We start from the raw sequence: 19,868 nt of genomic DNA on the forward strand, positions 1-19,868 counted from the left end.
CCTCCTTTCTATAAATATCTATCTTGCCAACGAACCGTTGTATCAAATGTATTTAACGGTGAGATAATTAATTCTGTATGCCCTTTTTCTACATTGAAATAGTTAGAACCAAAAGTTTTTTCAGATAAAAAAGGCTCTTCATTTACTAATACATTATGATTACGCATATCAATCAAGATTTCATCGCCTTTTTTGATAATCATATCTCTTGCCCCTTTAGGTTTAGGCAATAGCTCTCTCGTATAAGTACCGAAAATATATAGCGGCATGACTGGATTATTACCATTCTTAGCAGAATATAAAGATAACGAAGCAATAGGTCGTGTGTAGAATTTACCGCTATCCATATAAATTTTTTCATGCTGATCAAACGCGATTTTTCTTAACGGATAAGGAATCTCTCTATATTTCCAGGTTTTTATTTTAAATTGATTGCTACGACGTTCCAACTTAATATAGACCACAAACTCATCCATGTTGTATAAGCTAGGATTGTTTTTATAGTCGTATATCTTAACTTGGTCGCCATTTTGGTTAAACAGTGTAACAATGATACGTCCTGTGTTTGAGTTGGCGTTAGGATTACTGTAACCAATTGAAGCGATCACTCGTCCGTCTGTATCGTAGAGGTACTGTGCGAAGTGTACTGCGCCTTTACGACGTTGATTTAGGCCAAACTTAACAGTCGTTGAAAAGTCTTGAGCGCTCGCATAATTGACAAAGCTACGTTTATACATAGCGCCCTGCCAACCACTACCCGTTACGCTTTCTGTGTTTAGGTAGAATGACTCCTTGCTTGAAGATTGACTGAAAGCACCACCAACGTCACCGCCTGTATGGTTATCAGTGAAGTCTTTGGTATCTTGTTTATTCCAGCCTTTAAACACGCGCAATTCATCACCTAAAATGAGTGGTGAATAGTCATTGAGTGGTTTATCTACATCATCGTCACCAATCATAAAATAGTCCTCATCGCCTTTGGCAATTTGGAAGAAGTTAGCATTTTTTAATGCCCTCGCTTCTATTGTGACGGGTGTATCAGCTGTACCGCTATTCACAATAGACACTTGGTCTGATATAGCAGTGTTGTAGTTGCCGGTTGCTGCATACTTGTATGGGTCTACCAAAACAACCTTTATAACAAATGACAATACTCCTCTAGGTGTCTTATCAATTTCTACAGGACCTTCAAAAAAAGCATTCCAGTACCAATCTTGTGTCATGAATTGTAATGGAACTTCATAATCATAATCAAAGAAACGTACTATCTCATTTAAAATATCATCGTGTTTTTTCATTCCACCGTGTGAGAGATGTTCATTACTTACTATTAAAGGTAAGTCAAATTCATAACCTTTCACCTCTCTCTTTTTAAAAACTGAACCTTTTCTTCCCGGTACATCTTCAGTTTCTATTTCAAAATTAAAAGAGGGTATTTTAAACCCTCTTTCTACTACTAACCATGGAATTGTTTTATTATTAACTTTTATTGTATCTAGCATTTTAAACTCCTCCAGGATTAAACCTTCTATGTCTTTGTTTTTGTCTATTATAATCATCTATTGCGTCAAAAACTTGTTGTTTATGTGCGTATTTATCAATGACTGGTTCATAATCCTTATCTGCAATTGTGTCACCAGCACTAACCAATCTAGCAAGCAAACCAATTACTTTATCCATTTTCTTCTCTAAGACACTCACTGTATGACCATCATCAGAAAGGTTATTGACACTTTTCAATTGGCTAGGACGTTTGTTTTTACTAATATCCTTATTAGCCAATGCAAGTAATTTAGCTGCATCATCTGCTCGTTTTGGGTCAGTAGGTATTATCCATTCAGGGTACCCTTCTTCGCCTAAATGATATAAGCCATTGTGGACGAGTCCACCTGTCGCATACCCATGTCCACGACCTATTACTGATAATATACTACTTCCATATCTAGCTTTTGCATAACGCATACCAGCAATTAAGTTATCTAGACCATTCATGATATTACCATGTCCTGGTAATTTAAAAGCATTAAATGTACCAGGTTTAACTTGCACAAGCCCCATTGCACGACCGTCCGCTAAACCATCAGTACCACCGATAGCCTTAGCATTTCCACCTGATTCCGTTTGAATCTGTCTCGCCCACGCATTTACGTATGCTTGAGATGTAGGCAAACCGGCTAATTTTAATGCTTGTCGAATATTACCATTCCATTTTCCTGATTTACCGCCGATACCTTTACCATTTTTCTTTAACCAGCTAAGCGGTTCTACAGAGTTACTGTTGGATTCTCCGCCCTGATTGACTTGGAAGTGAAGATGTCGATAATTAGTCATTGAACCCGTGTTACCTGATTTACCAATAAGTTGTCCTGCTTTAACTTGTTCTCCTGTCTTCTTAAGTTGCTTACTAAGATGCATGAACCATAAAAATGTTTTACCTTTTGAAACAGTGATAGCATTACCGCCGCCGTAGTTATCGTACCAACTTCTAACTCGACCAGCCATCGGTGTACGCACAGGCGTACCAACAGGCATGTCATAATCGACACCGTGATGGACTCCGCCATTGAAAGGATAATTAGGATTCGGCGGATATGGCGGAGCAGAATATTTTTGTAGAATTCCATATCCTTCAAACACAGATCCATCTCCTGCTTGAGCCTCAAACCCACCTTTAATCCAATCTAGTGCTCCTTTTTTTATTTTTTTCCATGCAGCACGTGTAATATCTCCAACGATACCCATACCTTTTGTAAGAGAACTAAAGTCAATACCCATCATGGAAAGCACTTTGTTAAGTAATTTTCCTGGTTCGTCCATGTAGTCCATAACATCTCCGATTTTTTCAGAGAGCCATTTTGCACTATTGCCAACAACTTTACCGGCACCTTTCAGTTTATCTCCAACCCAATCTTTAGCGTTGCCAAACCAAGTACCTGTACTAAGTCTAGGAATCGTACCTAAATTAAATCTAGGCGCCATACCTGCACCTTCTGCCTCTTCATAACGTTGTCTCATGCTACCACTTATTACTCTTGAATTTTTTGGCAACCATGTCATTGTATCTTTTGCTGGCGTCATAGCCATTCGTCCATTAGGATACTGTATTAATTCACGACGACCGTCTTTACCTTTTCCGTTACCCGGTCCTCTATCACCCACAATAGCCATAGTGCCATCTTTTAATCGACCATCAGATGTTGTTCTAACGTGGCGATTAATTCTTTGTGTACCAGTTGATAATTTAGGTATTTTAGGCAAGCTCAACTTAGAACCTACCCAGTTTAAGCCCTTGATAAGACCATTCAAACCTTTTTTGATAGCACTTACCATGCCGCCGATATGATCTTTAATTTTACCAATGATATTAGCTAATCCATCACGCATGTTTGTAAAGGTCTTCTTAACAGAACTCCATAACGCACTAGCAATACCAGTTACAGATTTCTTTATTCCTTGCCAGATACCTGTTACTTTTCTCTTAACATTATTAGTTATATCACGAGTACCGTTGTATAAATTATTAAAAGTCTTCTTGACTGATGCCCATAACTGAGAGGCGTATCTAGTTACTGTGTTTTTAATATTTCTCCAAGTATCTGCTAACCATCTGCGTAAGCGACTAAAAATATTACGAACACCTTTGGATAAAGAGTTAAATGTATTACGTACGCCAGTCCATAAGCTTTTAGCATATTTTACAACGGTGTTTTTGATATTCAACCATGTTTTGACGACAAAACTTTTTACAGCAGTAAATATTTTGTTCACTGTATTTTTAACTGCGGTAAAGTAACGTTTAACTCCGTTATAAATAAATTTAACTGCTCCAACGATGGCATTTTTTATACCATTCCATATATGCTTAATGAATTTTGCCACGGCACCAAATATCGTTTTAGTGATACTTAATATCCGTTTGAAAATCGTGCTGATAATAGACCAAATAAACTTCAGTACTGTACTTATTACACTTCTGATATGTTTAAAAGCAGAACTTATAACACCTTTGAATAGTCCGCTGAATATCTTAACTACTTTAAGTATTTTACCGATGAACCAAAGTTGAATAAGGTTCCATATAAGCGTTAATGCACCACTGAATACTTGTTTAACACCATTCCAAACTTGCTTCCATTGGCCAGTAAATAGTCCGCTGAATATCTTAACAATACCTAAAATGATATCCAAAGCTCCATTGATAATATTTTTGATATTATTCCAAGTATCAACGATTAATATCTTGATTAGTGGCCATAAAAAGTTCATTACATTCCATATAATTCCCATTGCTATTTTGATAATTGGAACTATAACATTCATAAATATAGTTTGAACAAGACCGCCTAACTCTTGTAAAATAGGCCATAAAAAGTTCTTAATCTCTATAAAGACAGTCGATATGACACTCCAAATATTGGCTAATGCTTGGATGATAGTATCTCCATTTTCCTTCCAAAAATCAGATAACTTCTTACCTATTTCTTGTATATATGACCAAATACCTTTAAAAGCGTCTATAAATACTTGTCTAATTTGCATTAAAGTAACGGTCACTTTTCTAGCAGTTTCTTTAGGCATAATCTTGGATAATAAATCCACTGTTGGTAATGTTTTACCAGATAATAAACTTCCTAAAGCATTAAATATTTGGTTAGCAACATCCCACATCTTTTTTAGGCCATTCATCACTGGATCTATTACAGAGTGAACTATATTTCTGAATGTTTCAGATTTTTTATAAGCAATTACAAATGCTGTACCGATTGCTACTATTGCTGCAATTGCTAAACCTACTGGACCAAGCATGAATTTAAAAGCTCCACCTACTAAAGTCAAGCCTTTAGCAGCAAACGGCGCTTTGTTTCCTAAGAAATTCATTACTCCACCAGCTTTAGCTATGCCTGTCATCACAGGACCTAAAGTAGTCATAATGCTACCTATTGCAGATGTAAACATCCCTGTAACAAGAATAGCTGGTCCTAATGCTGCAGCAAATAAACCAACACTTACTATTGCAGTCTTAACCCAACCAGGAGAATCTGACAACTTTTGCGCTAAATTACCTAAAGTTTCTGCCGCTCTTTTAATGTGAGGTGCTAACACATCTCCGATACTTATAGCTAAAGATTCTAAAGCGGATTTCATTTGACGGATTGAACCACCAATTCCGCCTTCCATTTCATCCGACATTCGTTTAGCTGCACCTGTTGAATTATCAATAGACTTAGTCAACTTTTTGTAGTCCTCATCTGAAGCATTAATAACAGCCAATGCACCACTCATTGCTTCTTTACCAAAGATAGTTGCAGCTGCGCTTGCTTGTTGGTCTTTTGATAAGTTTTTGAACCTATCACGCAACTGATCCATTACATCACGCATAGGAAGCATCTTACCGTTACTATCAGTAATAGATATACCTAACTCTTCCATCTTGTTTTGCATAGCTTTTGTTGGTTTAGCTAAGTTTGTAAACATGGTACGTAATGCTGTACCGGCTTTTTCACCTTTAATCCCAGCATTGGACATTAAACCGATAGCTATAGATGTATCTTCCACAGTATATCCCAATGCGCCTGCAACTGGAGCAGCATATTTGAACGCTTCACCTAAACCACGTACATCGGTATTAGCTTTAGAACTTGTCTGTGCTAATACATCTGCAAATCGTCCACTATCTTTAGCTTTCATACCAAATGCTGTTAACGAGTCAGTAACGATATCACTCACTTGTCCTAAATCTTCCCCAGAGGCAGCAGCTAATTGCATAACACCATCGATACCGCCTAACATATCTTTGGTATCCCAGCCGGCTAAGGCCATATAGTTAAGAGCTTCTGCTGATTCAGATGCACTAAATTTAGTTTTAGCTCCCATTTCAAGGGCTTTATCTCTTAATTGTTGGAATTCTGAACCAGTAGCACCAGATGTAGCCTTCACTTTTCGCATTGAATCATCAAAATCAATACTCTTTTTAGCAGCAGCACCAAAACCTGCAACAATAGGAGCAGTAACATACATAGACATGCTACGTCCTACAGATTGCATTTTTTGACCTATTTCTTGGAATTTAGGTCCTATTTCAGAGAACTTACTACCTATCTTTCCCATAGTAGTATTCATAGCTTGTTGTTGTCGTTCAAGAGCTCTCAATTCTTCAGTTGCTTCTTTCAGTTCTCTTTCATACTTATTTAATTCGGCGTATGCTTCATTATACTTTGCAGCTGCTGCTTGAGTTTTCGCGCTATTTTCCCCAGTTTCTTTAGATAATTTGTCATATTCTTGTTTTAACTCTTTTACTTTTTGAGTTTGTACACGCTGTTTTTTAGTTAACCCGTCTACTTTAACTTTAGATTTTTCAAGAGATTGATTATAACGACCAAATTTTGATAAATTAGCACTCATTTCACGAGATACCATGCGCATTTGTCGATTTAATCCGGCCATTCCTTTATTAAAACCTGAGCCATCTAAATCAACTCTTATGACCATATTACCTATTGGGTTCCCCATACACTAACCTCCTTTCTTTAGAAAATATCTGCAAAGCTTTTTGCTTTTTGCTTGCTTTCCACTTTGCTGCTTACAATTTCTAAAAAGAAATGAATAGGCATATTTGCTACTTTTTCAGCATCCATACCATCTTCAATCAACTTTTTTGCAAGCTTCATATAGTTGTTATATCTGCCTTCAGGAGTTAAATCTTCAAGGTTTATTTCTTCTTCTCTGTCACGAACTTTTTTGTATCGTCTAAATCTCCTGAAATAAGTGTTTCTAAAACAGTAACTAAAGTACTAAGACCTTCAGCGCCTGCTGGAATACCTTTTTGCAACTCCTCTGATGTGAATTGGTTATCAAATCCTTCTGCTACAAATGCTGTAACTTCATCTAAAACTTCAAATTGTTCTGAAACCAATTCTTGATACTCTTCAACTTTAGCTTGATATTCTTTTTGTTCTGTTTCACTCAACTTGTCAAATTCCTCTTGTGTTAAATCTTCAAAATCCGGTTGTTTAAACGTTTTTGTTAGTTTTGCAGATAACTTTGAACCTTGAATTGTGTCAAAAAGTGACATCATCGGCTTTGCTAAGTATTTTTTAGTCTGTGGTTTACCTGTTTTTGTATATCCTGTAATAAGTTCAATTGATGCTCTTGTCATAATTATATTCCTTCTTTCTGATTTTAAATTTTTCATTAAAAAAAGAGGGGAATTCCCCTCTTAAAGTTTTATAGTGATTGTAATTCTTCTGAGTCCTCTGGTGATGTGCTATCTTTCATTGACTTAACAACTGTTTCACTTTCACTTGGTGCTAATGAGTTGATAAAATCTTCATAAGTTTTTCCGAATGTTTCTAAGAAAACATAGTCGCGACCTTTTGTAGAACCTTTATCATCATAACCAGTCACATGCGATGATTCATCATATAAACGGTCTACAAATGAACCTTCAACTTCATCATTTTGGAATTCAACCTTATCTTGTTTTGATTGTCCTGATAATGATGGACGCGTAAATTTACCTTTAAATAGTCCCACCCATTCAGATGAGCCATCATGGTTTGTACGCTCGAATACTACCGCTACATCTGGTGGAATATCATTCGCTCCGTATTTATATCCTCCGTCACCTTTTTTAGCACCGGATAAGAAAGCTTTTTGATCTGCAGGGATGGAAACGAAAGTTGTTTTAACTGATAATTTACCGTTAGAAACAGCAGTTGCTGCAACCATATTATCTCCATATTCTTCTTCCACTTCTTGTGGTCGGTCAACTTCGATTTCTTTCAAGAAACGTGTACGAGAACCTGGTTTTACTTCCCAGTTTTCACTTGTATCTTTAACAATAGGCGCCCAATAGAAATTTGTAACACCAATTGCAATACCGGAAACTCCTGTATCCTTTTCTGCAAAATGCTGTAAATTTAACTTTAATTTTTCCATAAAAATTCCTCCTAAATAAAAAGAGAACCATTTGCACGAATTATTTCACGAAACGTCATTGTTTCTACTTCGTACAAGGGTTCTCTATAATATGATTTAAAATCTAATTCCTTTAATCTTTTTGTAATTCGTTCAGCTTGCTCGCTTGGCTCATTTTCAGACCACCAAATATCTACTTGAACATCGTATTCTCTAGTCATTTCTTCATTGTCAGCATATTCTTCAGGATTAAAAGGCAAAGGAAATATCCTAACAATTGGTTTACTAGTCTGTGTATGAAAGTTTTGAGGTACTACATACCTAAAAATATTATCTTTTATAGTAATCCGCTCATCTTTAATGATTTCATTATAGATTAATTCGGTTATACTCATTTAATCACCTTCTTCATGGCACTTAACATCTTTCGATAAACGAGTTGTCTATTGTTTTTCTCTGTCTTAGTAATCCATAATTGCGGACGTTGATACATGGTTCCAAACTCTGTTGCGTGTATACGATGTGAATAACCTTTTTCGTAACCTACAACAATGTACTTTTCATAACTGTTTTTATCAGTCCTTACATTAGAAATAGTTACGTGACTCTTTGCATGTTTTTTTCTATCGCTGACGGGAGTGGTTCTGGCTAATTCAGGTACTAACGCTTGAGCTGCTTCTCTTAACACTTGATTTTGCTTAGCATTAAATTCAAGCTGCTTTCTAACAAGACCTTGCTCAATGTCATTTTTTTCAATTTTAGCAGGCATTATAAAATAACCTCACAATATACTCGAATGAAAGCTTTATCTTGATAATCCTTCTTTACATAAATAATGTCATACCTTTCACCTTCATGTAACACATAGTGCTTGTTATTTGGCTTATATTCACCACGAGGATCTCTAATGATAATAGTTTTAATAAATTTAGATCCTGTACTGATACTTGTTTGTGTGTCTGATTCTCTCGCGTCTTGAATGGCTGCATAACAACTATATAATTCTTGTGGGACAGGTTTTTGTGGTAAGCCGTTAATAGATTTACTTATGTCTTCACAAAAAGTAACCCGCTCGTTTAATCTATTTGAATTGAATTTCATATGCATCCCTCAACTTATGAACTACACTTAGAACCATATGTGGCGCATAATTCAAATCTCGTTCTTCAAAAGCAATACGATTTTCAAAATAATAAGCGGTCAAAGGATATACAGCCGCTCTAAACAACGGTTGTTCCTCCAACCACTCTATATCATCTGTAACTGCATCAGCTATATCGTATTTCGCCCAAGTGTAGTATTCTTCTAGCAAGTCATCTTCAGAATTGTGGTCGATTTTACAATGCTTTTTTAAAAGTGTTAAGTCCACCACACTTCACCTCTAGTCATCAATTCTAGTTAATATACCATTTTTAGGTTTGCCATTTTTGTTAACTTCATTTGCACGTTTCACAGTCATTTCTACTTCTTCACCCTTTTGCAAGGTACGTTTTAATTCTTTATCAATATATGCTTGATTCACTTTATATTTAGCCATGTTCTATTCCTCCTTATAAAGTTTGTACTTCTTCAGTTGCTTCATCTTTAAAGTGAACAACCACTGCTGCTTTATAATCTAAAATACGGCAATCTTGACGAACAGCAACCATCAAGCACTCACCGAAGTGCATATAGTCTGTCCATTGAGCTTGGTACTGTGAACGATCAAATAACACAATAGCATCTTTTAAGTTACCAATAATTAACGTTTCCGCTCCAGAATCTCCTAACATTTCATCAGGTAAAATCTCTACTTTAGCACCTAACAAACGTTGTTGTGTTTTCTCTTTAACATCCGGTTGAATTAAGTAATTACCATTTTTGTCTTTCAACTTGTCTAACTTAGCAAACAATGTTTGTGATACAATCGCCACATTATGTTCATAGTTAGGTTTCACATTTAAATTAATTGCATCTTTTAAGCCATCGATACCTGCAGCCTCAACAGAACGTAATTTTGTACTGTCTCCATTTTCTCCTGGTCCTCCATTCTGGATTACATCAATAATAGCTTGGTTTCGTGTTGCCGCAATCGTACGAGCCATCCATAATTTTAATTCTTGTAGCACATTGACTTTCGCATCTTCAATTGCTTCACGTGAAATTCGGAAATAACCACGGCGTGTTTTGATGTCATATGCCAGTTGGAAGAATGGCTTAACTGCTAACTCAGGATTTTCAGCAAGTTCTTCAACTTCTGGTAACGCTGCAACTTCTGATTGTCGTACAACTGGATATTTTCCAGAACCATTATTAACTTTCTTAACTGTTACATATTTATCTAAGTTAAATTCAACTTCTTTAAGTTTTAAAATATCAGTCACAATTTCTTCTGGAATGACAACGAAACCAGAATCTGTTTTTAATGATCCACCTTGAATGTCATCTCGAGTTTCAAGATAATTTTGGAAATCCCTAACTTCTTGTGAAGTTACTTGTGTTTGTTGCCCAGGAATAGCTAAATCGAAAACATTACCATATTTACCCATTGAACGTATATTCACATTACCTTCAGTTTGACTTGGTTCTGTATTTCCTTCGTTACTTTTATTATCATCATCTTCTTTAATTTTAGATAATTCTTCTTCTTTTTCTTGAATTTTTTTGCGTAATTCTGCAATTTCCTGTTCAAGTTGTTCTGCTTTCTCCAACTCATCATTATCTAACGCACGCGTAGCGATTTTTACTTTTAGGTCAATTTGACGTTGTGCATCTTTAATCGATGCTTGTAGTTTTTGTTTTTTATTCATTATAGAACCTCCAATTTTTAATATTAAAAAAAGACATCATCTTATAGACATGTCCTAGGTTGTATTTTTTATGGTGTTCAACTTCACCGAATATTATTTTTGATTAGCATATTCATTAATTTTGTTTCTAAGTTTGAACTTGCGTTTTTCTCGTTCAAAATTCTCTATACTTCTAATTGCTGGTTTAACATCAGTATCTTTATAGGCTGGATAAGTAACCACCGATACATCAGTTAATTGACTGATGCTTTTTAAAGTACGTTTATAAATACCTTCTTGTTCATCATAACGCAGTTCATCGCCTTTCTTATCTAACATAAAACCAAATGAACATTGATTTATGTTACCAAGCCGCATATTTTCGTATAAATCACGTGCGAATGTTGTATTAGGTAACTCACAACGATATTTCAATCCAACATCATCTACTCGAAGTGCTAAGGTACCAGCGCTTGTTCTTCCAATGATTTGCGATGGTTGATGGTCAACTAAACAACGTACATCAGATAAGTCTGTGTTTCTTAATGCTTCTTTAGAGATTGTTTCTTTGAAACCACCTAAATCTTCTGACCATGTATCAAACTTTAACGCATAACCTTCAATAATCATTTTTTGGTCATCACTAGTCCTTACCTCATCAACAACGCCTACTCTGATTTCTTTATCCATTTTGTTCACCACCTTTCAGTTTGTTGTCTGTACCTTTCGATTTATTCATTTGGTACTCATCTACCAGACTGATATTCACATGGTTTAAGTCAACACGATGAATACTGCCGTGTCCACCAGGAATAGGTGGTAAGCCATCACGCTTTCTAATTTCGTCAATATTTGTTTTTCCACTATCCAAGTTGATTTTATCTATTTCTGCTTGTGTTTTTTCATCTACCACACGAATTTCAGTAGTGTCAAAGATAAACTCTTTAAAATCATCTGTGATTTCATCATTAAACTTGAAGTTTAATTCTGCACATACACATGTTGTATAAGGTTTTAATGTAGATAAATAGTCTAAATTAGCATCTGTGATACTCATATTAGTTGTTTCTACACCAAATTTATGAAGGGGTATCCCAAATACTCCGGCAATCTCTCGAGTAGACGACTTATTTTCTCTAATAAGTTTCAAAACCTCTGTATCTACCTCAAGTTGATCGAATGTCATTGATTCATCTAGAACAACAACCTTACCTGCCTGTTTAGTACCACTGAAAGCTCTATGGAATTCTTCCCTTGCTCGGTTTCTTGCTTTCTTATCATTTAAAACGCCTTTCATTTTAAGAATACCGCCTGCATGTGTACCATTTCTCAGGAAATTATTAAGAAAATCTTTACCATTATTATCTGCATCAATGGTTTTGTTGAGTGTATCTAATAAAGATAAACCATTAATACCATCTAATGAGTAAAATTTTATATCTAACATATCATCAAAATTAATTTTTCGTTCAATCATCTTTCCATTTTCAGTGATTGTTCTAAATTTATAATAATAATAACCACCATCTGATACTTTCAATTGAACTTCTGATGTTTTTCTAAAAACTAACGCTTCTGGTAACCCCAATTTATCTCTGATAATTTCTACATAACCATGAGATGTTAATAGTGCATTGATAAACACAACTAATTTAAAGATATAGCCGTTATATACTGCATTTGGTCTTGTATTCAACAAGTGAGTAATACGATTATTATAATCTATTTCTCTGTTTTCCATTAGCCTGATGGGCATACGAGCCAAATCAGATGCAATCATTGTGACAGCAGTAAATACATCGCTGTGTTTAATAGCATCAACAGACGCATATTCACGAATATTACTCCCTTGAAATCCTGGCAATGTACTAACCATCATTTGCAAGTCTTCTTCGTTGTACTGTAAATCTCGTTTTTCTGTTTTATAGAAAATACCCACTTATTTACCCCCTTTCTTTAGACTCATGATCGATAATTAACGCAATCAGAATCAAAGTTAAACCTGTAGCAATTAATCCGAAAACTAAACCAAAGCCAATATACATTGCAATATTAACCACAGTTAAACCTATTAAAAATAAGATACTGACGATATTAACAATTAGCAATTTCAAAAAAATATATATCTTATTAAAATTCATTTACTCACCACCTAGAAACCAAATTCAGCACTTTCATAAATAGATGACCAATCAATTTCAAATTCATGCATACGTGCTTCACTAAATGCTGTGATTATTGAAATAATAGGGTCAATTTTTTGTCTGTTGATACGTTTATCAATTTTCACATTATCTTCGTAATCAAAAGTTAATACTGCGTTATTCACTGCTATTGTTAGCAAGTCATTACCAAAATGTTTTAATCGCCTTTCAGCTATCCACATTCTGAATTCTTTTATGGGCTGTGAAAGTTGTTTAAAGTTTTGGCCTACTTCAATTAAATCCCAATCAATCATCATTGTTTCTAGGGTAGTGATAAAAGATTGTGCATTCCAAGGGTCATAACAAACAGCTTTAACATTGAGATTGTATTTGTCTATGATATCTGCAATAAATTCAATAACTTGTCGATAATCAATCATTCCAGAAGGTGAACGGGTTGTTTCTGCCTCTCCATTATGAATAACTTTTTGATAGTCAATCTTATCTCTTTTTGATTTTTGCTCTAATGTAGTTCGTAAGCCTACAAATGAGTGACTATCAATCAACATTGTTTTATCTTCTTGTGGAAATAAGAAACCTACACTGGTTAAATCATCTAACCTTGAAAGGTCAACCCCAATATAAACATCGCTTCCATATATTTTTGATACGTCTTTCTCAATTTCCGCATTTTCCCACTCTCGGATGTTTATTAAGCTATCTTCTTTATTAGCTTGCCAAAGATTGAAGTTTTTAATTAGTATTTTATGGAATGATGTCCCTTTTTCTAACTCATCTTGAATATCCGCTTTAATGTTACGAAGAATTGTATCCCTATGTTCATCTGATTCCAACAAAGGCATTGCTTTAATCCATAAAGATTCATCATTTACCTCATCTTCTGAATCCATTTCTGCACAATATACGAAGTAATTATCCGCTTTCACCTCTCCAGATAAAATATTATTGATGTATTTATACTCTTGATACATTTGACTATTTAAATTATCACCTGCTGTAGATATTAAGAGAGTAAGGGGATTCTTTTGAAGCGTCATACCTGTTTTAAACCTTGAATACATCTCATCATCCGGCATACTGGCCAATTCATCTAAAATCGCAACGGTAGGGTCTTTACCATCAACCGCATCTGGATTATTAGAAAGCGGTTCAAACACACTCTCTGATGTTATATGCGCAAGGTCTGTTTTACGCGCTTCTGTAGATTTACGGATTAAATCACTTTTAGAACGTAGTAATTTAATTTGTTGACTTGCCATTTTAAAAATCGTCTGTGCTTGTTTATACGTCGAAGATGATACATATATTTGACGATTATATTTAGGATATTGACCAAATAACAATTCATTCAGTGACATACCTGAGACAATTAATGACTTACCTTGTTTTCTTGCCATACTAATATAAGCTTTCGTAAAACGTCTGAAACCACCGCGTCTACGCCATCCATATATACTACCTACAATGAACTTTTGAAATAGCATTAAAGGCATAGGTTGATTTGTTTTAGGATCAGGAAGCATTTCTATAAATTTAATAGCTTTATTTGCTTGGTCAACATCGAAATAACAATCTAATGGAGCATTTTTCAAATCATCTAAGTGTCTTTGAGCCACTGCTATATTTTTCTTACTTGCTAAGATTTCTCCACTAACAACTTTCTTAGCGTATAGTGTTACAAAATCTATCATTGAGCATCACTCGCAAATTGTGCAAATGGGTCGTCCTCTTCTTCCTCTTCAGGAACAACTATTCGCAGTCTACTATCAATAGTTAATCCTAATGTGTTGGCTGTTTGTTGCATACGAATACCCGCCTTCTCTTTTACATTGAAAGCGGGATTGACCTTCATATTACCTCGTGTGTCTTCAATCATTAGTTCTTCTTTTTCTAAAATTAAACTTGCTTTTACAAAATCACTATAGAAACTACAATATTGTGCAATTTGACCTTTATCTAAGTTAGAAATTGGTAATTCTTGCATATGAGGGATAATCCGTAAGTATTCCTCTCTTGCAATTTCATCTAAAAAGCTTGGTGGTGTAGAATCTATTTTGGAGAATTTACTCAACTGTGTTTCTTGTCGTTCTTTTTCGATAATTTCTTCTTTTGTATAATTTTTATTGGAATTCATCAATAATTTTTTAGGTCTACCAGCCAAATTTAGTACCTCCTAATAAAATTTCTAGATAAAGGGAATTTTTTGAGAAGAAAACTCTGCCTCGTTCTCGAGTAGTTTAATATTACACCCCGTTATTTCCTGTGGGGGACTTCACTTTGTTCTCTTTTCGTTTTTCTATTGTGGCATTCATTGCATAATGGTTGAAGATTTTCTTTTTCCAATCTTTTCGACCAATCTATTTTTGTTGGTATGATATGGTCAACAACATTTGCTTGCCTTCCACATTGTCTACACAAGTAATGATTATCTATCATCACAAGTTCCCTCATGTTCTGCCATTGTTTTGATTTATAAAACCTTAAGTATTCTGGGTCATTTCTTTGTCTCAAATCATTGTATTTATCATTAATATAAGTCTTATGCTTGTTGCAATATGTTTCATTGTGGCTTATCAACGTATTACATGTTGGATGACCACATCTACGCATTATCCCCATTATTTTCACCTTCTTAATGAATTAATATCAATTACTAAGTCTTTATCTCTGTTAGCAATCAACAATTGACCACCAATAACATCATGTACAATATACTTTTCTTTCTCATACGTAACAGTATCTCCTACATCAATTAGCTTATGCATGTTAGGTTGATAACTATTTATATTGATACCAGCGACTGTATCTAGCGTTATGTTATTCAATGTAGCTAACGCTGTTAAATCTTCTAACACTTCTCCTAACATAACTGTAAGTTCTTCATTACCTATATTTTCAATATTATTGTTATATACATCAGCAATGTTACCTACTGTTGTCATCAGATGCAGTATATGATGCTGTTTCTCTTTAGGTTTCTTTAGAGACTGATACTTATTAAATTCCATTGTTCACCTCATAATAAAAGAGACACACCACGTTAGTGATGTGCCTCAGTTATAATATAGTATTGATCGCGCGTATCTTTGCAAATTGATAATATTGTTGTAACTCAATTATAATAAACCTAATCCATTGAATGCACATACACTTCTTTCTCCTCGATGTCCTCGATATCATCGATTCACTTCTCAATCATAATATCCACGTTGTGCATCCATATATACATTTATAATTTCATTCATACAGCCATAAAATTTTGAATCGCTATTTATTTCTAAGATATCTTTTATAGTCTTATGCTTCATACGCAACTTCAACATCTGGAGCATATGATAGTTTCTTTCGTCTATAATACAGTCTTCATATTTATCAATGAAAGATATCTTTTCTACTAACTTTATATTGCGTCTGTGCTGCCTATTACGATCCATCACCTTAACGAACACTTTATCTCTCGTACCACCTTTGCCTTTAGGCATTGCTGCTTCGATACCATATTGTGCAATTGATGTGCTATCGTTATCATAGATTTGAGACTCTACGATATTTTGCATCCACTTATAACTATGAATCATTTCTCTCACTTCATCACGAGTATACATGCATAACCTCCATTGACAAATAATGTATACACCTATTATAACATTTACTTATGGTTTTGCCGACAAACGATAACCTAATCTTATAACAATTTACTGAAGATATCTTCTTTAACTGCTTCAAGTGTATTTAGTTCTTCTTCTAACTCATTCAAACGCCGACTCATTTTTTTAATACTTTCCTCAATATCATGCACTTCTTCTTCGCGGAACTCTATACGTTCCTCTACTTGTTTAATTAACTTTAAGTAATAATCTCTCTTATTCATTTTCTTCCATTCCTTTCAATCAATTTTTCTATTATATTATCCCTCAACTCCAACTCTTCATACAACTCTCTGTTCGCCATGTAAAGCACAAGAGAGAGGAGAGCGAAGAGAATGGTTAGTGCTATCCACATACATTACAACTCCTTTACGTAAGTATTAAGTGCTAGAACTTTGAAATCGTATTTTATTGCTTCTTCACTAGCTTCTTTATGTGTAAGATATTTCTTTGCTTTTAAAATATCATCAGTAGTTTCCATTACTCTTTCTAAAAGTACGTGTTCTGCATGTATTTCAAATATATCTTCGAAATATCTACCACTTTTACTTTTCAATACAAATGATTGTTTGATTGGTATTAATCCATTTTCTTTTTGAGCATCTAACCATTTTTTAGAGTCTATTTTATGTTTTGATGTATTTATTAATGGTTCTTGCGTTATTGGTTTTTTAGATGTTAAACATTTATATAAATCATTTTCAGCTCTTATTTTTTCTTCTCGATAATTTTGAACTTCTTCTTTAGATTTATCTAATTCTCTTTCAGACTTTATCCATTTGTATAATGTGTATGCACACGTAAGAAATAAGATGATTACAGGTAGCCAATATACTAAAACCACTAATCACTCACCTCTGCTTTTAAATTGTTAAGATGTATATGATCGTGTATGTCGAAGTCTGCAGGTGCTTCCACATCATCGTTCTGTGTACGGTAAATAATAAGTTGTTCAGTGATGTATTTAGCTGCTTCGTATAGTGCAAGAGTTAAAATTAGTTTGAGTATTGTTTTAATCATTGTCTTCCTCCAAAATTAACGATTCGATGTATTCTGTTTTAACCCAACACTTCTTTTTAATTATATTTTCAACAAGCACATATCCGATGGTATTTAAAATATTTTCAGCATACTCATCGAATGACTTATGCGTATATGCGAAGTATATATTATTACTGCACGTTATTAATTTTATTTTATTCATCTTCTACCTCCTAAAAGCAAGGCGGACGAACCGCTAAGCTTGTTTTTTAAACCCGTCGAATCCAACCGGTTTAATTTTTTATACGTATCGAATTCGAGGCGGTTAACATTTATTCTCCTGTGCTTCCATATGCACCTCTGTTACTTTCATTTTCAAACTCTTCTACTTCTACCGGCTGCATATAAGAAACGGGTGCGATGACTAGCTGTGCTAAACGTTCGCCTTGTTTAACAGTTATAGGTTCATTACTGATATTATCTGTGATAATTCCTATCTCTTTGTGGTAGGTTTGATCTATCGTACCCAACGCTACACGCAGTTTAGTTTTAAGCGATTTACCAGAACGTGGTCTGATTTGTGCTTCATAACCATAAGGTAAGTTAATTGCAACATCTGTTTTAACTGCTACTGTTGTATGAGATTCAATCACTGTTGTTTCAGACACATATAGGTCTAAACCGGAATCAGTTTCATTAGCGCGTTTCGGCATTGTTGCGTTTTCAGAGAGTAACTTAATTTGTAGTTTAGTCATTGTTTTTGTCCTCCACTTTTGATACTTCATATCTAATTCCACTCAACACTTCACTATCTGGTTCGCCTTCTGCTTGTTGGTCGTCAATCATCTCTTTAATGCGGTCAAACGCCTTTGCCTTTTCCAGCACCTCCACATGCTCTTTGTAAATATCTTGATGTGTTTGCATGTGTGGGTATTTTTCTGCCAATGCTTTAGCACCTTCTACTTGTTTTTCCATGTATTTGTATGCCATTATGCTTCACCCTCCATAAAAATGTTATTATTCAACTGCATTCCTACTTGAATTCTTTTATCGTCATTACCAAATTCGTTTCTCAAATCTTTTTCTACACTTTTACAATAGTTGTCCCATGCCCTCGCTTTTTTATACACAGATTCGATACCATCTACATATCGTTCTACTAAATCATCTGGATAATCCGAAGATAATATTATGCTTTGGATTCTTGTCACATCTTCATAGTTAAGTTCGCCCATCCCAATCCCTCCTATTATTCAAATAATCCTCTCTAGCAACGATTGCAGTAATGCGTGTAGGGCTTGCATCAATCACAAACCCCTTTACATCTCTGCTCTGTAACTCTTGCTCTAGCTGCGTTAAACTACGTCCTCGTGTGTCTGATTTGAAACGTTGTTTAATTGTGTTTGATAAATTTCGCATCTAATTACCCCAACACTCAATCGCAAATTCAATGCTCTGTCTCGCTTTTTTAATATCTTCCAATCCATTCTTTCTAGGCGCACGCATCAAATATTTTAAGGCGTTACCTACGTGATAAAAGACTGGAGCTGATTTGTAAGTTCTTCCTACTAATTCAATAATTATTGCTGCTGTAAATTGACCGAACTGGTAATGATTAGGTTGATGTACTGAGTTATTTTTGTAATCTTCGAAATGTTCAGCTTTCTTATCGAAGTAATCCTCATCAGTCAACTCGAACGGGTCTTCGATACCATCTAACTGAACTATGACCGATTGTTTGCCAAGTCTATCAACCTCTCGAATAACGACACCTGCGTGTCCGTCCTGCACATTCAATCCACGATATTGCCATAAAATAATACAATCATCTCTTCTTAAATCTTTAATCTCATTCATTAGCGCACCGCCTTTACAATTAAGTCATTTTCACATAAGTGTAAGTACCAAGGACTAGGTTTAACACTTTGAGGTGTGCCGTCATATAACCAAGGACGCTCTTTTCTTTTACGTGCTTCTGCTTGTTCTTTTTGACGTTCTTTACGTAAACGGTCTTTATAAACCAAATTGCGCAAAGCATCTTTTTCACGTTCCACAATATAAAACTCTGTTTCCAGCGGTAAAATATCGTCCATAATGTGTCCATCATTTAAATATTTAATAATCGCTTGCGGCGGAACTTTAGACCTTTTCAAATCTTCAGCTACGATGTAAAAAATGAGACCTTTATGTTTAATCTTTCGGCATATTTTACCTTTGTACATCACATGATTGAAATTGTATTTAAGCGCATCTTCTATATCCCAACCTTTATCAAATCTTTCTTGCAAATCTTTAGAAGATACTTTTAAATTTTGAGATGCATATAAGATTTTTTGAGTTCCAATCTCAATCGTTTCACCTTTATAAATAAATTTCCCCATTACTTTAAC

Annotated in this window: 28 protein-coding genes and 1 pseudogene; all 29 read right to left on the reverse strand. The window is 34.8% G+C overall.

From position 1 onward, the window contains the following. Positions 1–8 precede the first annotated feature (8 nt). Positions 9–1,502, reverse strand: coding sequence for a phage distal tail protein (locus tag HMPREF2937_RS11245; RefSeq protein WP_070864593.1), 1,494 nt, complete (start codon positions 1,500–1,502; stop codon positions 9–11). A 1-nt stretch (position 1,503) separates the two neighbouring features. Further along, positions 1,504–6,510: a phage tail tape measure protein gene (locus tag HMPREF2937_RS11250; protein WP_070864594.1), complete on the reverse strand. Its 5,007-nt coding sequence runs from the start codon at positions 6,508–6,510 to the stop codon at positions 1,504–1,506. A 17-nt stretch (positions 6,511–6,527) separates the two neighbouring features. Then, a complete protein-coding gene (gpGT, locus tag HMPREF2937_RS13575; RefSeq protein WP_096754690.1) occupies positions 6,528–6,650 on the reverse strand; it encodes a phage tail assembly chaperone GT in 123 nt (40 codons plus the stop codon). 59 nt (positions 6,651–6,709) lie between these two features. Further along, positions 6,710–7,156: a phage tail assembly chaperone G gene (gene gpG, locus HMPREF2937_RS11255; protein ID WP_070684439.1), complete on the reverse strand. Its 447-nt coding sequence runs from the start codon at positions 7,154–7,156 to the stop codon at positions 6,710–6,712. 95 nt (positions 7,157–7,251) lie between these two features. Beyond that, positions 7,252–7,938 (reverse strand): annotated as a pseudogene (locus HMPREF2937_RS11260) (major tail protein); the annotation flags it as partial. 11 nt (positions 7,939–7,949) lie between these two features. Continuing rightward, positions 7,950–8,312: a DUF806 family protein gene (locus tag HMPREF2937_RS11265; protein ID WP_070724761.1), complete on the reverse strand. Its 363-nt coding sequence runs from the start codon at positions 8,310–8,312 to the stop codon at positions 7,950–7,952. Next, the gene (locus HMPREF2937_RS11270; protein ID WP_060804534.1) at positions 8,309–8,686 is read right to left on the reverse strand and encodes an HK97-gp10 family putative phage morphogenesis protein; all 378 of its coding nucleotides are present in this window, start codon (positions 8,684–8,686) and stop codon (positions 8,309–8,311) included. The genes HMPREF2937_RS11265 and HMPREF2937_RS11270 overlap by 4 nt, the downstream gene beginning before the upstream one ends. Then, entirely contained in the window at positions 8,686–9,018 is a 333-nt protein-coding gene (locus HMPREF2937_RS11275; protein WP_023016039.1) for a phage head completion protein, read from the reverse strand. The genes HMPREF2937_RS11270 and HMPREF2937_RS11275 overlap by 1 nt, the downstream gene beginning before the upstream one ends. Beyond that, a complete protein-coding gene (locus tag HMPREF2937_RS11280; protein ID WP_031262785.1) occupies positions 8,999–9,289 on the reverse strand; it encodes a head-tail connector protein in 291 nt (96 codons plus the stop codon). Before HMPREF2937_RS11280 ends, HMPREF2937_RS11275 begins: the two co-directional genes overlap by 20 nt. Before the next feature lie 9 nt (positions 9,290–9,298). Continuing rightward, positions 9,299–9,454: a hypothetical protein gene (locus tag HMPREF2937_RS13830; protein WP_180363400.1), complete on the reverse strand. Its 156-nt coding sequence runs from the start codon at positions 9,452–9,454 to the stop codon at positions 9,299–9,301. A gap of 13 nt (positions 9,455–9,467) precedes the next feature. Then, a complete protein-coding gene (locus tag HMPREF2937_RS11285) occupies positions 9,468–10,706 on the reverse strand; it encodes a phage major capsid protein (RefSeq protein WP_070864595.1) in 1,239 nt (412 codons plus the stop codon). A gap of 93 nt (positions 10,707–10,799) precedes the next feature. Beyond that, complete coding sequence (locus HMPREF2937_RS11290; protein WP_023016043.1) at positions 10,800–11,375, reverse strand: HK97 family phage prohead protease; 576 nt, start codon at positions 11,373–11,375, stop codon at positions 10,800–10,802. Beyond that, positions 11,368–12,624 (reverse strand): phage portal protein, encoded by a 1,257-nt coding sequence (locus HMPREF2937_RS11295; RefSeq protein WP_070864596.1) that lies wholly within the window; start codon positions 12,622–12,624, stop codon positions 11,368–11,370. Before HMPREF2937_RS11295 ends, HMPREF2937_RS11290 begins: the two co-directional genes overlap by 8 nt. A gap of 4 nt (positions 12,625–12,628) precedes the next feature. Then, positions 12,629–12,799 (reverse strand): hypothetical protein, encoded by a 171-nt coding sequence (locus tag HMPREF2937_RS11300; RefSeq protein ID WP_226956288.1) that lies wholly within the window; start codon positions 12,797–12,799, stop codon positions 12,629–12,631. Between the two features lie 38 nt (positions 12,800–12,837). Beyond that, positions 12,838–14,541, reverse strand: coding sequence for a terminase large subunit (locus tag HMPREF2937_RS11305; RefSeq protein ID WP_070864597.1), 1,704 nt, complete (start codon positions 14,539–14,541; stop codon positions 12,838–12,840). Further along, positions 14,538–15,011 (reverse strand): phage terminase small subunit P27 family, encoded by a 474-nt coding sequence (locus HMPREF2937_RS11310; RefSeq protein WP_070463402.1) that lies wholly within the window; start codon positions 15,009–15,011, stop codon positions 14,538–14,540. Before HMPREF2937_RS11310 ends, HMPREF2937_RS11305 begins: the two co-directional genes overlap by 4 nt. Positions 15,012–15,103: 92 nt before the next feature. Then, positions 15,104–15,469 carry an HNH endonuclease gene (locus tag HMPREF2937_RS14195; RefSeq protein ID WP_070864598.1) on the reverse strand — a complete coding sequence of 122 codons (366 nt, stop codon included), beginning with the start codon at positions 15,467–15,469 and terminating at the stop codon, positions 15,104–15,106. Between the two features lie 5 nt (positions 15,470–15,474). After that, complete coding sequence (locus tag HMPREF2937_RS11320; RefSeq protein WP_070864599.1) at positions 15,475–15,858, reverse strand: hypothetical protein; 384 nt, start codon at positions 15,856–15,858, stop codon at positions 15,475–15,477. Positions 15,859–16,041: 183 nt separating this feature from the next. Then, a complete protein-coding gene (locus tag HMPREF2937_RS11325; protein WP_070864600.1) occupies positions 16,042–16,455 on the reverse strand; it encodes a hypothetical protein in 414 nt (137 codons plus the stop codon). 80 nt (positions 16,456–16,535) lie between these two features. Continuing rightward, positions 16,536–16,721 carry a hypothetical protein gene (locus tag HMPREF2937_RS11330; protein WP_070864601.1) on the reverse strand — a complete coding sequence of 62 codons (186 nt, stop codon included), beginning with the start codon at positions 16,719–16,721 and terminating at the stop codon, positions 16,536–16,538. Between the two features lie 134 nt (positions 16,722–16,855). Further along, complete coding sequence (locus HMPREF2937_RS11335; RefSeq protein WP_070864602.1) at positions 16,856–17,341, reverse strand: hypothetical protein; 486 nt, start codon at positions 17,339–17,341, stop codon at positions 16,856–16,858. Beyond that, complete coding sequence (gene rinB, locus HMPREF2937_RS11340; RefSeq protein WP_070864603.1) at positions 17,341–17,517, reverse strand: transcriptional activator RinB; 177 nt, start codon at positions 17,515–17,517, stop codon at positions 17,341–17,343. Before rinB ends, HMPREF2937_RS11335 begins: the two co-directional genes overlap by 1 nt. Continuing rightward, positions 17,510–17,701 (reverse strand): hypothetical protein, encoded by a 192-nt coding sequence (locus HMPREF2937_RS11345; protein WP_023016055.1) that lies wholly within the window; start codon positions 17,699–17,701, stop codon positions 17,510–17,512. The genes rinB and HMPREF2937_RS11345 overlap by 8 nt, the downstream gene beginning before the upstream one ends. Before the next feature lie 109 nt (positions 17,702–17,810). Next, complete coding sequence (gene dut, locus HMPREF2937_RS11350) at positions 17,811–18,233, reverse strand: dUTP diphosphatase (RefSeq protein WP_070724772.1); 423 nt, start codon at positions 18,231–18,233, stop codon at positions 17,811–17,813. Further along, positions 18,226–18,468 (reverse strand): hypothetical protein, encoded by a 243-nt coding sequence (locus tag HMPREF2937_RS11355; protein WP_070864604.1) that lies wholly within the window; start codon positions 18,466–18,468, stop codon positions 18,226–18,228. The genes dut and HMPREF2937_RS11355 overlap by 8 nt, the downstream gene beginning before the upstream one ends. Then, a complete protein-coding gene (locus HMPREF2937_RS11360; RefSeq protein WP_096754555.1) occupies positions 18,468–18,713 on the reverse strand; it encodes a hypothetical protein in 246 nt (81 codons plus the stop codon). The genes HMPREF2937_RS11355 and HMPREF2937_RS11360 overlap by 1 nt, the downstream gene beginning before the upstream one ends. Further along, on the reverse strand, positions 18,700–18,897 hold the full coding sequence (locus tag HMPREF2937_RS11365) for a hypothetical protein (RefSeq protein WP_070864605.1): 198 nt from the start codon (positions 18,895–18,897) through the stop codon (positions 18,700–18,702). The genes HMPREF2937_RS11360 and HMPREF2937_RS11365 overlap by 14 nt, the downstream gene beginning before the upstream one ends. Continuing rightward, positions 18,898–19,335, reverse strand: a complete 438-nt coding sequence (locus tag HMPREF2937_RS13895) for a DUF3310 domain-containing protein (RefSeq protein WP_083326947.1) — start codon at positions 19,333–19,335, stop codon at positions 18,898–18,900. Continuing rightward, the gene (locus HMPREF2937_RS11375; protein WP_070864606.1) at positions 19,335–19,859 is read right to left on the reverse strand and encodes an SA1788 family PVL leukocidin-associated protein; all 525 of its coding nucleotides are present in this window, start codon (positions 19,857–19,859) and stop codon (positions 19,335–19,337) included. Before HMPREF2937_RS11375 ends, HMPREF2937_RS13895 begins: the two co-directional genes overlap by 1 nt. Positions 19,860–19,868: the final 9 nt, after the last annotated feature.

This window comes from Staphylococcus sp. HMSC061G12, assembly GCF_001838465.1.
GTDB classification, from domain to species: Bacteria; Bacillota; Bacilli; order Staphylococcales; family Staphylococcaceae; genus Staphylococcus; species Staphylococcus simulans.

Excerpts from the sequence above, each read along its gene's own strand:
- HMPREF2937_RS11245 (WP_070864593.1), bottom strand. The coding sequence starts at position 1,502 with ATGCTAGATACAATAAAAGTTAATAATAAAACAATTCCATGGTTAGTA.
- HMPREF2937_RS11250 (WP_070864594.1), bottom strand. The coding sequence starts at position 6,510 with ATGGGGAACCCAATAGGTAATATGGTCATAAGAGTTGATTTAGATGGC.
- gpG (WP_070684439.1), bottom strand. The coding sequence starts at position 7,156 with ATGACAAGAGCATCAATTGAACTTATTACAGGATATACAAAAACAGGT.
- HMPREF2937_RS11265 (WP_070724761.1), bottom strand. The coding sequence starts at position 8,312 with ATGAGTATAACCGAATTAATCTATAATGAAATCATTAAAGATGAGCGG.
- HMPREF2937_RS11270 (WP_060804534.1), bottom strand. The coding sequence starts at position 8,686 with ATGCCTGCTAAAATTGAAAAAAATGACATTGAGCAAGGTCTTGTTAGA.
- HMPREF2937_RS11275 (WP_023016039.1), bottom strand. The coding sequence starts at position 9,018 with ATGAAATTCAATTCAAATAGATTAAACGAGCGGGTTACTTTTTGTGAA.
- HMPREF2937_RS13830 (WP_180363400.1), bottom strand. The coding sequence starts at position 9,454 with ATGGCTAAATATAAAGTGAATCAAGCATATATTGATAAAGAATTAAAA.
- HMPREF2937_RS11285 (WP_070864595.1), bottom strand. The coding sequence starts at position 10,706 with ATGAATAAAAAACAAAAACTACAAGCATCGATTAAAGATGCACAACGT.
- HMPREF2937_RS11290 (WP_023016043.1), bottom strand. The coding sequence starts at position 11,375 with ATGGATAAAGAAATCAGAGTAGGCGTTGTTGATGAGGTAAGGACTAGT.
- HMPREF2937_RS11305 (WP_070864597.1), bottom strand. The coding sequence starts at position 14,541 with ATGATAGATTTTGTAACACTATACGCTAAGAAAGTTGTTAGTGGAGAA.
- HMPREF2937_RS14195 (WP_070864598.1), bottom strand. The coding sequence starts at position 15,469 with ATGGGGATAATGCGTAGATGTGGTCATCCAACATGTAATACGTTGATA.
- HMPREF2937_RS11320 (WP_070864599.1), bottom strand. The coding sequence starts at position 15,858 with ATGGAATTTAATAAGTATCAGTCTCTAAAGAAACCTAAAGAGAAACAG.
- HMPREF2937_RS11325 (WP_070864600.1), bottom strand. The coding sequence starts at position 16,455 with ATGTATACTCGTGATGAAGTGAGAGAAATGATTCATAGTTATAAGTGG.
- HMPREF2937_RS11330 (WP_070864601.1), bottom strand. The coding sequence starts at position 16,721 with ATGAATAAGAGAGATTATTACTTAAAGTTAATTAAACAAGTAGAGGAA.
- rinB (WP_070864603.1), bottom strand. The coding sequence starts at position 17,517 with ATGATTAAAACAATACTCAAACTAATTTTAACTCTTGCACTATACGAA.
- HMPREF2937_RS11345 (WP_023016055.1), bottom strand. The coding sequence starts at position 17,701 with ATGAATAAAATAAAATTAATAACGTGCAGTAATAATATATACTTCGCA.
- dut (WP_070724772.1), bottom strand. The coding sequence starts at position 18,233 with ATGACTAAACTACAAATTAAGTTACTCTCTGAAAACGCAACAATGCCG.
- HMPREF2937_RS11355 (WP_070864604.1), bottom strand. The coding sequence starts at position 18,468 with ATGGCATACAAATACATGGAAAAACAAGTAGAAGGTGCTAAAGCATTG.
- HMPREF2937_RS11360 (WP_096754555.1), bottom strand. The coding sequence starts at position 18,713 with ATGGGCGAACTTAACTATGAAGATGTGACAAGAATCCAAAGCATAATA.
- HMPREF2937_RS11365 (WP_070864605.1), bottom strand. The coding sequence starts at position 18,897 with ATGCGAAATTTATCAAACACAATTAAACAACGTTTCAAATCAGACACA.
- HMPREF2937_RS13895 (WP_083326947.1), bottom strand. The coding sequence starts at position 19,335 with ATGAATGAGATTAAAGATTTAAGAAGAGATGATTGTATTATTTTATGG.
- HMPREF2937_RS11375 (WP_070864606.1), bottom strand. The coding sequence starts at position 19,859 with ATGGGGAAATTTATTTATAAAGGTGAAACGATTGAGATTGGAACTCAA.